The organism is Desulfosediminicola flagellatus (assembly GCF_005116655.2).
GTDB lineage: Bacteria > Desulfobacterota > Desulfobulbia > Desulfobulbales > Desulfocapsaceae > Desulfopila > Desulfopila flagellata.
Genome location: NZ_CP050698.1, coordinates 625871 through 640714, shown reverse-complemented (window position 1 = coordinate 640714; position 14844 = coordinate 625871). Strand labels below are relative to the sequence as shown.

Annotated in this window: 14 protein-coding genes, 2 tRNA genes and 1 pseudogene; 8 read left to right on the top strand and 9 right to left on the bottom strand. The window is 44.3% G+C overall.

Features of this window, described 5'->3' with window-relative positions; genetic code table 11:
* Positions 1-181: 181 nt before the first annotated feature.
* Positions 182-754 carry a TetR/AcrR family transcriptional regulator gene (locus FCL46_RS02715; protein ID WP_136810171.1) on the bottom strand — a complete coding sequence of 191 codons (573 nt, stop codon included), beginning with the start codon at positions 752-754 and terminating at the stop codon, positions 182-184.
* A 236-nt stretch (positions 755-990) separates the two neighbouring features.
* Here FCL46_RS02715 and FCL46_RS02710 point away from each other — a divergent pair, with 236 nt between their 5' ends.
* Positions 991-1197 carry an OprD family outer membrane porin gene (locus FCL46_RS02710; protein ID WP_136810170.1) on the top strand — a complete coding sequence of 69 codons (207 nt, stop codon included), beginning with the start codon at positions 991-993 and terminating at the stop codon, positions 1195-1197.
* 48 nt (positions 1198-1245) lie between these two features.
* Here the strand turns inward: FCL46_RS02710 and FCL46_RS02705 are convergent, their stop codons facing one another.
* From FCL46_RS02705 to FCL46_RS02695, 3 genes are read right to left on the bottom strand one after another with little or no spacing between them, the layout of a single operon-like run.
* A complete protein-coding gene (locus FCL46_RS02705; protein WP_136810169.1) occupies positions 1246-1896 on the bottom strand; it encodes a TPM domain-containing protein in 651 nt (216 codons plus the stop codon).
* 1 nt (position 1897) lies between these two features.
* The gene (locus FCL46_RS02700; protein ID WP_136810168.1) at positions 1898-2806 is read right to left on the bottom strand and encodes a TPM domain-containing protein; all 909 of its coding nucleotides are present in this window, start codon (positions 2804-2806) and stop codon (positions 1898-1900) included.
* Between the two features lie 12 nt (positions 2807-2818).
* Positions 2819-3403, bottom strand: coding sequence for a LemA family protein (locus tag FCL46_RS02695; protein ID WP_136810281.1), 585 nt, complete (start codon positions 3401-3403; stop codon positions 2819-2821).
* A 326-nt stretch (positions 3404-3729) separates the two neighbouring features.
* Here FCL46_RS02695 and FCL46_RS02690 point away from each other — a divergent pair, with 326 nt between their 5' ends.
* Entirely contained in the window at positions 3730-4599 is an 870-nt protein-coding gene (locus FCL46_RS02690; protein WP_136810167.1) for a TraB/GumN family protein, read from the top strand.
* Between the two features lie 165 nt (positions 4600-4764).
* On the opposite strand, the gene FCL46_RS02685 is transcribed toward FCL46_RS02690, so the two are convergent.
* Positions 4765-5205, bottom strand: a complete 441-nt coding sequence (locus tag FCL46_RS02685; RefSeq protein ID WP_275942843.1) for a flavodoxin domain-containing protein — start codon at positions 5203-5205, stop codon at positions 4765-4767.
* A gap of 433 nt (positions 5206-5638) precedes the next feature.
* Between FCL46_RS02685 and FCL46_RS02680 the strand changes: the two genes are divergently transcribed.
* A tRNA-Tyr gene (locus FCL46_RS02680) sits at positions 5639-5723 on the top strand.
* Positions 5724-5817: 94 nt separating this feature from the next.
* Positions 5818-5893 (top strand) — tRNA-Thr (locus FCL46_RS02675).
* Positions 5894-6031: 138 nt separating this feature from the next.
* On the opposite strand, the gene FCL46_RS02670 is transcribed toward FCL46_RS02675, so the two are convergent.
* A complete protein-coding gene (locus FCL46_RS02670; RefSeq protein WP_136810165.1) occupies positions 6032-6709 on the bottom strand; it encodes a histidine phosphatase family protein in 678 nt (225 codons plus the stop codon).
* A gap of 580 nt (positions 6710-7289) precedes the next feature.
* Between FCL46_RS02670 and FCL46_RS02665 the strand changes: the two genes are divergently transcribed.
* Together FCL46_RS02665 and FCL46_RS02660 are read left to right on the top strand one after the other, a co-directional pair.
* Entirely contained in the window at positions 7290-8210 is a 921-nt protein-coding gene (locus FCL46_RS02665; RefSeq protein ID WP_167506057.1) for a bile acid:sodium symporter family protein, read from the top strand.
* 283 nt (positions 8211-8493) lie between these two features.
* The gene (locus FCL46_RS02660; protein ID WP_228723315.1) at positions 8494-10206 is read left to right on the top strand and encodes a thiamine pyrophosphate-binding protein; all 1713 of its coding nucleotides are present in this window, start codon (positions 8494-8496) and stop codon (positions 10204-10206) included.
* 190 nt (positions 10207-10396) lie between these two features.
* On the opposite strand, the gene FCL46_RS02655 is transcribed toward FCL46_RS02660, so the two are convergent.
* Positions 10397-10702, bottom strand: coding sequence for a hypothetical protein (locus FCL46_RS02655; RefSeq protein WP_136810162.1), 306 nt, complete (start codon positions 10700-10702; stop codon positions 10397-10399).
* A gap of 396 nt (positions 10703-11098) precedes the next feature.
* On the opposite strand from FCL46_RS02655, the gene FCL46_RS02650 reads away from it, so the two are divergent.
* Positions 11099-12124 (top strand): radical SAM protein, encoded by a 1026-nt coding sequence (locus FCL46_RS02650; protein ID WP_136810161.1) that lies wholly within the window; start codon positions 11099-11101, stop codon positions 12122-12124.
* A 56-nt stretch (positions 12125-12180) separates the two neighbouring features.
* On the opposite strand, the pseudogene FCL46_RS28140 reads toward FCL46_RS02650, so the two are convergent.
* Positions 12181-12786 (bottom strand): annotated as a pseudogene (locus FCL46_RS28140) (substrate binding domain-containing protein); the annotation flags it as partial.
* A gap of 499 nt (positions 12787-13285) precedes the next feature.
* On the opposite strand from FCL46_RS28140, the gene FCL46_RS02640 reads away from it, so the two are divergent.
* Positions 13286-14098 carry a type 2 periplasmic-binding domain-containing protein gene (locus FCL46_RS02640; protein WP_136810160.1) on the top strand — a complete coding sequence of 271 codons (813 nt, stop codon included), beginning with the start codon at positions 13286-13288 and terminating at the stop codon, positions 14096-14098.
* A 147-nt stretch (positions 14099-14245) separates the two neighbouring features.
* On the opposite strand, the gene FCL46_RS29010 is transcribed toward FCL46_RS02640, so the two are convergent.
* A complete protein-coding gene (locus tag FCL46_RS29010; protein WP_476700520.1) occupies positions 14246-14605 on the bottom strand; it encodes a DF family (seleno)protein in 360 nt (119 codons plus the stop codon).
* Between the last annotated feature and the right edge of the window lie 239 nt (positions 14606-14844).

Sequence of the window (14844 nt, the reverse complement as noted above, 5' to 3'; positions counted from 1 at the left end):
GGATAAATTTTTATGCGTACATCAACGATATGATTATTCTTAAAACCTAGGGTTCATATGGTAAAAGTATTTCCCAATCACGGCAGGGCCAATAACGTATTCTCAATTGATGGAGACAGAACAGGAGTCTGACTCCAAATTCTGGTCTTTATCATTACAGACTTCTACAATCAACTGCACATTAATCATTGTATTTCCAGGGTAGCCAGGGCAACCCTTCTCGCAGTCCATGACGCATTCGTTCCGCTGCACCGTGATGATAACCATAAACTCTCATACCAAAGATATGCAGCATAAGGCTGACTGCACGTTGGTTACTCAATTCCGTGTCAAATTCTTTTTCTAGATAGCTTTGATACAGCGCTTCAATCTCAGTCAACTTTGCAGATGCAAATTCATGGAGCTCCCCCCCTTCAGCAGCGAGTTCGAGTTGGGTTTTAACAAGGAAACAACTAGAGTAGTTTTCACTGGTCGAATCTTCAATATTTTTTTCCAGAATCGCACAAATGCCTTCCCCGACACTTGGAGCGTTATCAAGTATGCTACGAATGCGTGCTATGGATTGTTGGGCATAACTTTCCAGGGCTTCACGGAACAAGGCTTCTTTATTACCGAATGCCAGATAGAGTGATCCTGGTTTAAGGCCCGTGGTTTTTACAACTTGCTTCATCGACGATGCGCTGTAGCCATTTTTCCAAAATAGTTCAATTGATTTATCAATAATCTCGTCTCTATCAAACTGAGCTCGTGACATAGATTTTCCTCGTTTTTGCTCTTTAGGTTTTAAATATAGAGATACTATACGACATTATCTTGAATAGTCATTCAAAACACTATTAACAGACAACTTCGTACACCTCATTTTGAACATTCGTTCAACGTATCTTTTTATTCGCAACAGGTGTATCTGAACGCGGGGTATACGCTGAACGACAATTTCGCGTTTGATATGGTAGAAATACTCTTAAATTATCAGTAGGGTTTCAAACTGTGTCAGGAGAACGCAGTTATGGATTTGGCTGGGGTGGTGGTGATGACAATAGCCTCATGACAAACAATTCAGTGCAGGCTCCTGATTTCAACCGACAGGACGAAAATTCCCTGCAGATCAGGGCAGATTATGAACTCTCAGCCATACCGGGTCTTAAGATAATGGCACGTCGTACCATTGGTGAGTCCTCTGTTATTTTGGGTTGAGCTCGTCTGATTCGAGCACGGATGCCGAAGCACATCGGTGCTGTATGGTCATTTAATTATGATATTATGGAGTTCGTTATGGTCATCTGCGCGAATGGGAAAGTGGTGCCGCAGGATCTCTCCCACGGCGGATACTGCACGACAGAGTGCCGGGCCCCTCTCTCCTGAATGAATTCCTGCAGTGAGCTTTTCGATAATCTCCTGCCAGGTTCCTGGGTCGATCCTGTCATTAACGCCACAATCACCCAATATCCACACTTTCTGTTCCAGCACCGATATAAAGATCAGGATACCATTCTGTTCCCGGGTTTTGTAGAGCCCTTCGCCATAAAAAGTTGTGATCGCCGCTTCTTCGACCTCTTCGTCCACATCCCTTACGCTCAGAAAAAGCCGTTTAAGTGTAGGAAAGCGGTTGACCAGCCAGCGGGCTGGAAAATAGAGCAGGGCAAAAAAAGTGAGAAAAAGATACATATTCTGTGTACCGAGCCAGAGCGCAGTACCGAACGTTGAGGTCAGCAGCAGGGCAAGAGGCAGCGAGATGAGTGTCGCTCCGGTGGCCGCTGCGAGCGGGTAGTGATGACTTGCCGAGACTACCATGGGTACGATCTCGCCTGAGGTCTGTTTTTCTGCCTCCTGCACGGCAGCGGTTACGGCCTGCTGCTCTGCTATACTGAGAAACGTTGCTGAAAGTCTGTCCATATTACCACCCTCCAGAGGCACCGCCCCCGCCAAATCCTCCGCCGCCACCACCAAATCCGCCACCTCCCGTGCCTCCTCCAAAACCTCCCCCCCAGCTACTTCCGGAACCGCCATGGGAGCGGGAACCACGGTATCCGCTCGAGCCTGCAGAGAACCGCGCTGCCGCCAGGACTGAAGCAATCAGGCCTCCAACGATACCAACGGGAACCATGGCGGCGATGATGAGCCACTTCGGCCCAAGAATGAAAAAGCAGAGTAGCGGCGATACAATGCCGCCTATGGTTGCTGCAAGCGGTTTACTTCTGCCGAATGCCTTACCGACAAAAAACAGACAGGCGATTAGCATAACGGTAAATCCTGTCTCTTCATCTGATCCGGCTGGGCTACTGTTGACCTCTTTAGCTGAAAACTCGCCGTTGACTGCTGCCATCATCGCGGAAACACCGTCAATGACTCCCTGATCAAAGTTGCCGTTTTTGAACTGTGGAAGGATAACATTACGGATAATCCGGCCTGAGACCAGATCGGTGAGACTGCCTTCAAGGCCATAACCCACTTCAATGCGCAGCTTGCGATCACTGCGTGAGATGATAAGAATGGCTCCGTTATCCAGCCCTTGGTGTCCGATCTTCCATGTTTCCCCAACCCGAATAGAAAACTCTTCCAGCACCTCTCCCTCAAGAGAGGGTATGGTCAGGACAACGATCTGGGTGGACTGCGCGGTTTCAAAGCTCTGCAGTGAGCCCTCAAGTTGTCTCACAGTGGATGAGGAGAGTATCTTAGCGTAATCATTCACCCTCCCGCTAAGTGGTGGCACCTCGAGCGCCGAAACATCTGCTGCAGGCAGAAGCAGCGCGAATAGGAGGAGAAACAGGCCTCGTAAGAATTGCCTGTGAGTCAATGTGCTCATCACCAACTCCTGCTAAAATTTTACAGCGGGGACTTCTTTAGCGGCAACATCGGCCTTGAAATATTCCTTTCTATCCAGATTAAGGATAAAGTTATTGGTTAGGCTCTCAGGGAACTTGCGAATTGAACTGTTGAACTCCTCCACCGTCTCGTTATAGCGTTGCCTGGCGACGTTGATCCTGTTTTCGGTTCCTTCCAGCTGGTTCTGCAGATCCAAAAAGTTCTGGTTCGCTTTCAGATCCGGATATCGCTCGACAACGACCATCAGGCGCGAGAGGGCTGACCCAAGCCCGCCCTGCGCCGCGCTAAACTCTTGCATCTTGGCTGCATCACTCAGATCCGATGGAGAAATCTGGACCGAGGTCGCCTTGGCTCTAGCGTTAATTACCCCCTCCAGGGTTTCCCGCTCATGCGCTGCGTACCCCTTCACTGTTTCCACCAGGTTTGGTATGAGATCGCCCCGACGCTGCAGCGCTGCCTCAATATCAGCCCACGCCTTGAAAACCGTCTCCTCCTTCATCTGCAGCGAGTTATAACCGCATCCATTCAGCAGAAACACTGTAAGTAAAAGTGTAAACAGCGTTGCAAGTCGTTTCATTAGGGTTCCTCCGAAAAATGGGATAGCGCGCATAGTTTAGCGCACATGATATATAGAGAATACCGTCATTTAAAAATGGTATAGCGAATCACCAAACATGTCCACAACGAGTGGGAAAAAGTATGATAAAAACGCATTACTGGACCTTTACTTCAATTACCGCCATTGATTTCCGACTTTTCGAAAGAAGTAACAAAGAGCAGATAAAAATCAGAAGACACTAGTAAAATTGGGAGAAATAGAGTTGGCTACTTTCTCTTCTCAAATAATATGTCAACAATATTTCCATTGTTAACGAAGTGTTACATTTCACAAACAGGTTCCTAATGAAATCTCTAAGATTCTTTTGTGTTCTGCTTCTCTGGTGTTTGGTTGTAAATACTCATGTTTTTGCGAAGTCATCGGTTTGGAAAGTCAGTAAGGATGGGAACCACCTTTTTCTTGGAGGAACATTCCATCTCTTAACCCAATCTGACTATCCTTTACCCAATGCCTTCGAGAGAGCCTATACTGATTCAATGATAGTAGTTTTAGAAACTGACATACAGAAATTTGGTGCTCCTGAGTTTCAACAGACAATATTACAACATACTACCTACCCTGATGATCAGAACATTACTCAGTTCTTGACGCCTGACACCTTGCATACCCTGGAAATATATCTCGCTGAAAGAGGGATTCCAATGACCTCTATGACGAAATTTAAACCTGGAATGTTATCAGTTATACTTACGATGATTGAACTTCAGAATCTTGGGTTATCCGGAGCAGGTGTTGACGAATCATTTAGTTCAAGAGCCTTAAATGACTCAAAGGAAATCAAACATTTGGAAACTGTGTATGAACAATTGGAATTTCTGTCAACAATGGGGGTAGGTAATGAAAATGAGTTTATAGAGCACACCTTAAATGACATGAAAAATTTGCCCAGTATGATGGGAGCGATGAAGAATGCCTGGAGGAAAGGAGATATTGAACAATTGCAAAAAATCGCCTTGGACCCCTTGGCTGAACGCTTCCCCAAATTATATAACTCACTTTTGGTAGAACGAAATACTAATTGGGTACCACAAATTGAACAAATGTTAAAAACAAAAGACGTTGAATTTGTCTTGTTTGGCGCACTCCACTTAGCTGGTAAAGAAAGTATTCTTAATCAGTTGCAGAAGAGAGGTTGTGACATTGAACGGCTATAATGAATAACATCCCTCTAGTTGTGCTAATCAAAAATTGATCATCGAAGCATAAAAGAGATCAGAGTAAAATAGTTTATGTTTAACTTTACTCTGTCCCCAATTTACATGATGAAGCCTCCTGCCTCGTCCCCCCTCCTCAGACAGTACGGAATCGGCACGGCCAACCTATCCCTGCTCAGCTGCTTTTGATACCAGTTCCTTTCCATACGATTGCGCAACCTTTACACCACCGTCAACATTCCCACCTTTGAGCATAAGCGGCCCACTGACCATATTCATGCCATAAACATTCTTCATGGTGTCATATATTCGTTCAGCCGCCTCACCACTCCAACCAAAGGAGCCGAATGATCCGCCGACAGTGCCTTTGAGCTCTGCACGCTCTGCCAAAAACAGGAACGTCTTCATTCGCTCCATCATCATGCCATGGTAGGTTGAGGAACCGAACACATAGATGTCATAGCCAGTCAGATCTGTCTCTCGTTTGATATCTGTTACATCCTTTATTGTTACGTCTGCTGCAGAAAAGCGTATTCCCTCTGCAATGAGTTCAGCTAAATGACGTGTCTGACCGAGACGAGTTGAATAAACGATGAGTGCTTTCATGATAGTGTACTCCCTTAATAGTGGTTGTAAGGATTGCGAAAAAGAGGATCAACTCTCTCGTTGAATGAGAAACACACCTTTCGAGATTCACAATTTAAAACAGAAGAATACAACGGAGTCAATTACGACCATGAATCATACATCCTCAGCTTAACGTGAACAAGAATTTTTACTACATATAGAACAAGGATATAGATGTTCGCAAAGTGCTAAAAACCAGAACGCTGCAGAGTGTAAGCTTAGCATTCGTATATCTTACAAGAAAAAAGGGGCATCCAGGAATGAAGGTTGAGAAATATACCTAGCCAGAAAATGGCGCGATCTGGTTTATCTTACCAGGCCGCACAAGTAGATTTTGTTATATAAATCCTTTACAAGGCGCCTACAAAAGAGTAGAAAATGCCTTCTTTTTTTGATGAGCTATTTGCATGAAGGAGGGGTTCCCGAGTGGCCAAAGGGAACAGACTGTAAATCTGTCGGCGACGCCTTCGGAGGTTCGAATCCTCCCCCCTCCACCATCTTGTATTGGTAAAGATGAAAATCCTTACAAGCTGATATATGCGAGTTTAGACTGAGTTTTCCACTCGATGCTGTCAAAAAAAGCTTTTTGGTGCCCACGTAGCTCAGTTGGTAGAGCGCATCCTTGGTAAGGATGAGGTCACCGGTTCAAATCCGGTCGTGGGCTCCATCCTTGTCAGTGAAAAAAGGTAGTATTTTCATAGAAAAATAGCCTTTTAACAGGTGACAACTTAGTTCTCTTTCCAGCCAAATTTCTCGTTTTATACTTGAAGAGAGAAACAGAAGCCCAAAGTATATCTTCCCCCCATCAACTTTGGTTATTTAAACATAGATGCTGGCGGTCGTTTACCTTTTCAACATGGAAATCTGCACCATTTGTGTACATAACATTTAGGGCCGCTGTATCCTGGCGCATTTCCCGAAAACGGTCCAGCGAGATCCCTGAAGCAAAACATAATAGAGATACAATAACGAAATTGTGTGAACAGATCAGCAGAGTGCTGCCAGAATCATAGAGTTCCGATATCCTCATCAGCGTAGCAACTGCCCTCTCCTGGACATCCTGAAGACTTTCTCCTCCAGGCATTGACAATGTGGCCGGTTTTTCCTCCCAGGCCTTGCGAAAATCCTGATGCTCTTCTTTCCACCTCCGACCTTCCATACCTTCAAAATCTCCAAGGTCCATCTCCATCAGTCCTGGTTCTTTAATCAAAGGCGTTTTGGAGTGAAAGCTGCCTATATGAGATGCTGTTTCCATGGCGCGCTTTAAAGGGCTTGAATATATAGACGTGATTACCTCATCTTTTAAAGCCAAAGCCAAACTGCGCGCCTGGCTGTTCCCCTTCTCGTTAAGCGGTATATCGCTCAAGCCCTGAAAGCGGTGAAGTCTATTCCATTCAGTTTCCCCATGCCTGACCAGTATGATCTTAGTGCCTGGTTGTTGTATATTTTCCATTGTCTGACAGTCCTTGTAATTCTTTCCCATATATACCAGCTCATTTTCAGCAAAGAGCGATCAAATCATTGGTAACAATGATCTCTATCTAACAGGTCTCTTGCCAGGAGGTTGTCGTGTTTATTGAAGTTATAATGTAAAGCCTGCACAGAATCCATACAACACCGCCTTGAACACTCATTCAATACCATTATTAAAAACACCTCTCTTAAGATGTAATTCGAACGGCCATTTAGGATACATCTCGTCTGCATAGATAAAACAGGGGAGATACATGATCAATCAAAGGATCAAAATATACTCTTTTCCCTCCCAAAACACCGGGCTCAATTACAAGCAGAAACCTTGCCTTAAGTGAGCAGGAAGGATTGGTAAGACTACACGATACTACAATTCGCAAGCAGGTTAATGTTCACAAATCGTACTGGAAGTACTTTAGGTATATCGGCAGTACCTACAATAATTTGTAACAACTCCAAGTCGCTTATCAATGCACAACAGATTGACGCCCACACGTAGGTATTATCTTCATTTACCAAGGAAAATCCTGTATCTTGAGATCTCCAGATTACATCGTACCAAATGGGGCTTAACTTTTAGGAAAAGATACATGGGAAAAAAAGATTATATATTGATTGCTGTACTTTACGGTTCTCTTCTAGCCGGTGTCGTGTTTCCCGAAGCCTCTTCCACTGTTTCTGAAAGCATCAAATACCTGATGATGACCATGCTGTTTCTGGCCTTTATCAAAATATCTCCTGCTGATGTTGGCCGGGCCCTGATGTCCAACTGGGTCGGGATGATCTGGGGCACCCTGTTACGTCTGATCATCACACCGGCAGTGGCATACTGGGTTACCCTGGCAGTGTATCCGCCATTAGCACTTCCCATTCTTTTACTTGCCGGTGCCTCCACCGGAGTGTCCTCTCCGTTCTTCACCTCTATCAGTCGGGGAAATATTTCCTATTGTCTGGTCATGGCCATAGCAACCAGCCTGCTGCTACCACTCAGCCTCCCCGTTATGGTTAAGGTACTTTCCGATACCACTTTAAACTTTGACCTTACCGCTATGGCTATGTTTCTGGCCATGATCATTTTTGTTCCACTTGGTGCGGCATTTGTATTGAGGGGACTGGTGCCGGGCTTGCTTAAGCCGATGAACCGGATGAGCTATCCAATTTCACTGGTAGTAATTACCGGGATAAATTTCGGGGCACTCGGTCGGTACGTCCCCTACCTTAAAGCCAATCCGGAGCAAATTCTTTACTGCGCAATCTGTTCTATTGTCTTCGCCCTGGCGATGGCCCCTCTGGGATGGTATTCCACCCGAAGCCGGAACTGGGCCGACCAGATAGCCGCATCAGGCAGTCAGATCTGGATCAATAATATTCTCATCATTGCCTTGGCCGTTCATATAGATCAACCCCTGGCGGCGACATTAGGTGCTTTTTACATGATCCCATACTACGGTTTTGTTGTCTTTTTTTCAGTGATGGCGAATAGACGTAAGCCCGCATTAGTTGCAAAATGATTTGTCGATTTGAAGGGGGATCAATCTGAACCTCCCACTCCCCCTTTTCATATGAGTGATTCGGATTACGATACGACTTTGACGTAGTCCAATTCCTGACTATAGCGCCCCAACAGCCTTCCCCACCTCAACCACCCACTTATTGCTCAATTTCAAATATTTCATTTAATTTATTGCTTTATTACTTCAATTCTTCTTGCAGATAGCAATGTTTATATTTCAAATATGGCATAATATATACGGCAATTACTCATTAACAGCCCTATATACCGGAGGAAAAAATATGAACGGTGCAGAAATACTTGTAAAAAGCCTCGAAGACCTTGGTGTTGAAAGAATATTCGGTTACTCAGGTGCAGCGATCCTCCCGGTATTTGATGCTTTGGGAAAAAGTTCGATTGATATTGTTATCAACTCCAACGAGCAATCCTGTGCCTTTGGTGCCGCAGGAATATCAAGATCAAGTAATAAGGTCGGAGTTGCAATCGTTACCTCCGGGCCTGCTATCACCAATACCCTTACAGCCGTTGCCGACTCCAATGCCGACTCCATCCCTCTTCTGGTATTTGCCGGGCAGGTATCTTCCGGGAAAATGGGGACCGACGAATTTCAACATATCGACGTAAGCAATGTTTTCGCCAAAGCGGCGAAAAAGGTGGTTTTGGTCTCTCAAGCCGATGACATAGAAAGTATTGTCAAAGACGCATACTATTTTGCAAAGTCAGGGAAACCCGGGCCGGTAGTAATAGATCTGCCAATGGATGTGCAATTTGAAATCGGAGAATATCATGGAGAAAACCCCATTACCTTTTCCCATAAATACGAAGATGAACGGCACCTGGGTGCTAATCAGTGCGAGGAGTTTTTTCGGCTGCTTAAAAACTCCCGTCGCCCACTGCTCTATATTGGAGGCGGCCTGAACAATAGGGCAGCAAGTGAAAGGATACGTGAATTCAACCGGATTTTTGGTATTCCTTCAATTAACAGCCTTATGGGCAAAGGAATTCTCGATGAATCGTTCAGAACATCTTTAGGAATGCTGGGTATGTTTGGTACCCCCTATGCCAATATCGCAATTCAGGAGACCGACCTGTTTATCGGCATGGGAATCCGATGGGATGACAGAGTTGCACAGAAGGTAGGAGAATCCGGACTCAACGCGGACATTGCCTATATTGATATTAATCCAATTAAAGTTCAGGAAGTACGGACCAGCAGATACCCAAAATTTTCGTTCATCGGAGACGCTGCAACAGCGCTTGACGATCTGATTCAATATGCCAAATCTCACCCGGTAGAACTGGATATCGAAAAGTGGCAGCAAAGGGTAATTACCTTGAAGGATGATTGTCAATTGACCTATAACACTGATAGCAAATATATCCAGCAAGCCGAAGTCATGGAAAAACTATCTTCTCTTCTCCCCTGTGACATAAACGTAACTACCGGAGTGGGCAACCATCAGATGCTCGCAGCACAACATTTAAAAATTAAACATCCACGATCGTTTATTACATCCGGCGGATTCGGAACAATGGGGTTTTCACTGCCGGCAGCTATCGGGGCGCATTTTGCAAACCCTGAAACGCTCACCCTCGCCATTGACGGAGACTCCAGTATCAGGATGAATATGGGAGAAATGTACACCATTGGCACCAGAAAACTCCCTATCAAAGTTCTCCTGTTAAATAATCGCAGTACAGGAATGGTTCGGAACATCCAGACAGCCCGTTATGGTAATCGTATAGTTGCTACTGAAGAACCTGAGAATCAGGTCAGTTTTGCTGCCATCGCCTCCGAATGCGGGTTTGACACGTCCATTAAGATCAGCCATAGAGATGAACTCGAAGCCGCTTTAAAGACAATGCTACAGAGTAAAGGATCAGTTTTTCTCGAAGTAATGACTGACATGGAAGAAATGGTCTATCCCGTTGTCGCCCCCGGAAAGGGATATAAAGAAATGGAAATGGGCCCCTATATTTCTGCAGTAAAATAGTTCAATCTGTTCTAATCAGGGTTACTCCTGTTAATTGCAGTAAAAAAGCTCAGTGCTCGTTCGAAAAAAACGTGCACTGAGCGTATTCTTCACTGAGTTGAACTGTATCCAGGGGGAGGAGATACGGGGAATGACTCAGCGATGAACTCAATTTTCATTGTGGTCTTATCTCCTTGTCAGTAGTGTGCTCTTATCCTGTTGCAGAGTTACTGGTATCGTCATCCTGCCCATTTCTGTTACCATTACCAGCTTTATCATTGTCGTGATCATGGTCATGGGTGTGATCGCAATCGTTTCCACGTCTTGCCAATAATATGCTGGTGTCCTGGTCAAGAATTACACTGATACCATCGTCACCACTGTTTCCGTTATTACGGTCACAGTCATAACGACCTCCACGTCCTGAACCATTATCTCCAGCAAGTACTGGAGTGGTAAACATCATGATAGTTCCAAGAACTATCAACGTTTTCGTTATTGTTTTTCTAATCTTCATGTAGATACTCCTTGTTTGATTGCTATTTTGATACAAATTCAGCCATTGAAAAACTCCGGCCATTCAACAGTACAAGAGAAATATATGAAGAGTTGCGCAACTACCTGGAAAACGTATCCAGCGCTGGAAGGTTACAAAATAATAGAATATTGGTATACAAATCAGTCACATCGACAGGTTGTTTAAATGCGCCGAAGATACGTTATAGGAACATGTAATAATATGAGGTGCCACGGACAATCGTGCGTTAATATACGCTACGACCTGCCGTGGTTTTGATTCATCCAGAACCTCCCCTAGAAGCTGGCAGGAAGATGAAAATTATTCTAGTATTTCCGAGTATACGATCAATTGCGAAGACAGGCCTTTTCCCATGATGATTATTAGGACGAATCAATGAATTACCCATTTGAACTCGGGCCAATACGCCCGGTTGACGAATCAGACAGCCTGTTAATCAGAACGACACGGAACTGCCCCTGGAACAGGTGTGAATTCTGCGTAAATTACGAAGGTGAACGCTTTTCAATACGCTCTGTCGAAGAAATACTACGCGACATTGATAAAGCCGCAGACTATTTCAACAGCCATCCGTTCACTCGCTGTTTCCTTCAGGATGGGGACAGCCTCATTATGAGGACCGCAGATCTGTTAGTGATACTCAACCACTTAAAAAAGCGTTTTCCCACGCTTCAAACAATCTCAAGTTATGGCAGAGCATGGTCCATTAACAGAAAGAGTCCTGAGGAGTTACAGGAAATATGCAGTGCTGGCTTGAACCTGTTGTATTGCGGTATGGAGTCAGGTTCTGATGCCGTATTGAAGCTTATGAACAAGGGGGTGACATCCAAAGAAATCATCAGTGCCGGTCAACATGCAAAACAGGCAGGAATGTCTCTATCAGAATTCGTGATATCAGGCCTTGGAGGAACTCTTCACTGGAGAGATCATGCAACCAGCACAGCCTTAGCGCTCAACGCAATCAACCCGGACAAAATCAGGGTTCTGACCATTGGGGTAAAAGAAGGCTCAGGGTTGGAGAAAAAACTCATCGCAGGAGAATACACCTTGCAGACCGAAAAGAATATCATTGAGGAACAGAAGTTGATGCTTGAAAACCTTGATGGAATAACCAGCCACTACGCAAACCATCATGGTGTCGACTTGCTTATTGAGGCACGAGGCAAGCTTCCTGAGCACAAGGACCGTCTGATTTCCATCATGGACCGCTTCCTCAACCTTCCCGAGGATGATACGTTAAATTTCATACTGGGCAGAAGGCTTGGAATATACACGTGTTTGGATGACCTGAGTGATATCAAACGATACCAAACAGTTCAAACACAATTCACTAAAATCGGCTGCAAGACTCGTGAAGATCTTGAAACCCTTTTCCACTCGCTAAGGGCAAAGGTCGTTTAAAGAAAACGAGAATATCTTTGAGCCTCAATCTGTGCATTTCCTGTCAAAACAGTTTACTAAAGGCTCTTGTAATAAGGTTGCTGTTCAGCTACCCGGTGCTGATCCCAATACGGCGGGCTACCATAACACTTACCACAATAGTCGATAAAAGCCCGGACATTTGGAGGCAACAATCGCGAGATGGGATAGACGGCCCAGATTGCGGTCTCTGAGACTAAGGGGTAATCTCGCAGTATCTGCACCAGTTTCCCACGCTCAAAGTGCTTATAGACACTCCATGTAGACGCCATCGTAATACCTACGCCATCAGCACAGGCATCTCTGACCGATTCGCCATTGTCTGTTCGAAATCGTTCTTTCGTTTTAATGCTCAGTTGCCCTTTGGGGGTCTAGAACACCCAATTTTCAAGGCCCATTAAATTGATACATTGATGATCCCGCAACTCATCTGGTGATTGGGGCTCGCCGAACTCCGCCAGATATTTGGGGGATGCACATACAATTCGATTGTCGGGTGCCAACGTGCGGACAATCAATGTTGAGTTTTTCAGATCGGCATTACGAATAGCGATATCAAATCATCACTCAACCAAATCCACTATTGAATCGCTCAAGTGCAAATCTATAGAAAGACCAGGATAACGTGATAAAAAGCCAGCCATTATTCTGTATTTGGGACGATTGTTCATTGTGACAAAATGTATGTATTGTGACAATAATCTTGGACACCCTTTTACCCAACTCCGTGCAACGGCTCAGATGCTTATCCATTAAGGTAAGCACTGACTCCGAAATTCTCGATTTGAGTTGAAAGCTATTGATATAATGGCAATGGAAATTCCTACAACGTACTGTTCACAGTAAAATTACAAACCTCAAACACCCAAGTGCACGACATTCAGGTTCCACCTCCAATCTGATGATTACCAGGAAACATCTCTATCTGACTGATTGAGAAACACAATGCTCTTGTTAGATCAGCTTCGGCAGATAGATTTCCAGTTTTTGCATAATAATTAATTGGATCGCTCAGGGATTGAATTACGATTAAATTCTTTTAACAAAAGCTAATGCGTATGAGATAATTATGAAAACCTGTAATTGATATGATGTCTAATGACTGTAAGAGGATTGTCTTTAGGGACAGCTGGAGATTCTTCTATGAAATCAGATGTATTACGAACCTATAACTATCATCGTTATTTTGTAGGTTCACTGGCTTTCGTCGCTTTTTTCATAGCCGGAATAGTTCTTACAGAAAGAGGGGAATGTGGAGAGTCTGTTTCCGAGGTTAATGAAAGGTCCTTTCACATGTCAATAAACAGGCCTGAAGGAACTCCTTTGTATACATGGGTGAATCTTATTTATAAAGAGGTATTCAGGCGCCTCAATATGGAGCTCATAGTTGAATACTATCCACTGGGACGTGCGAGTATACAAACAAATGAGGGGAGAGCAGACGGCGAACCTGCGCGCATTCATGCCTACGGTACGTTATATCCAAATCTGATACGGATTGATGAATCTGTCTTTCCCATGACTGTCGGTGCATATACAACAGACCCATCCATTCCTGAGTTGAATGGCTGGGAGAGTCTAAAAAATACCGAATACGTTGTTCAATACCCACGAGGGATGAAAATCTGTGAAAACAATCTGTCGAAAGTTGTCAAAGCTGGACGCCTCACCGACATTACAGAGACCTCACAGGGATTGCAAATGCTGGCCTTAAAACGGACTGATCTGTATGTTGATGATGTTAATTCCGTAATTCCCTTTTTGAAAAATGGAACCTATAACTTACAAGGCAAGGTGCATTTGGCTGGCATCATGCAAGAAGTCCCGCTGTACATGTATGTGCATAAAAGACATACTTCGTTGGTTCCCCAATTAGCTGATGCAATTAAAGAGATCAAGGCGGAAGGACTTATTGAACACTATCATAAGATAGCTTTCGACATCAGTGACGATTAAGGTCTAAAGAATACTGCCCACTCCCCCTACCAAAATATGTTGGCAGGTAATAGTAGACTCCGACATCAGTTATATGGCTATGCTTATTGTTTAAAATGTCTCGTTTTTACACAGATTATTATTCTCGGACAATCTCCCCGGAAATTCTTATTGGCCAGTTTGAGCAGCTTCTTCTAAAGCTGCTGTTATTAGCTCTTCTGAAGGTATCGACGACACCCCATATCTGCGTCAGGAAATACCGAATTGTTCAATTGTTCGAGCATTGGGTTCAATGTCTAATCCATTCACCTGGATAGTAGGTCCACCAATGTGACGATACCGTATTGCCTCCTCAGAGGTTTCGACTGTTACAATTTCAATATCAGCATTTACCTTTAGCTTCACTAATGTGTCTTCGATCAACTCCTTGATCTCAGTAGCTGCGTTTCAGTTAACTAGTGAAATGATTCTTATATGCATTGAGTTCCCCTGACGAAATGTCCCGTACCAGTATCTACATATTTCCACTGCTAATAATTCATATTAACCATTATCGAGATGATTGACAGTCGTCTTAAATGTGACCTGGCTGGAGACAATTGACTAGGCTTAAGATGTACTCTGTAAACAGCGATCCTCAGACCAATGTTTTATCACTAATACAGACTGGAAATCTCTACCCCAGGATATTTCCTACCTACTAATATCCATCCATGCTCTGCAATTACTATTAATCAAGTATACAGATCAGTAGCCATACAAAGACT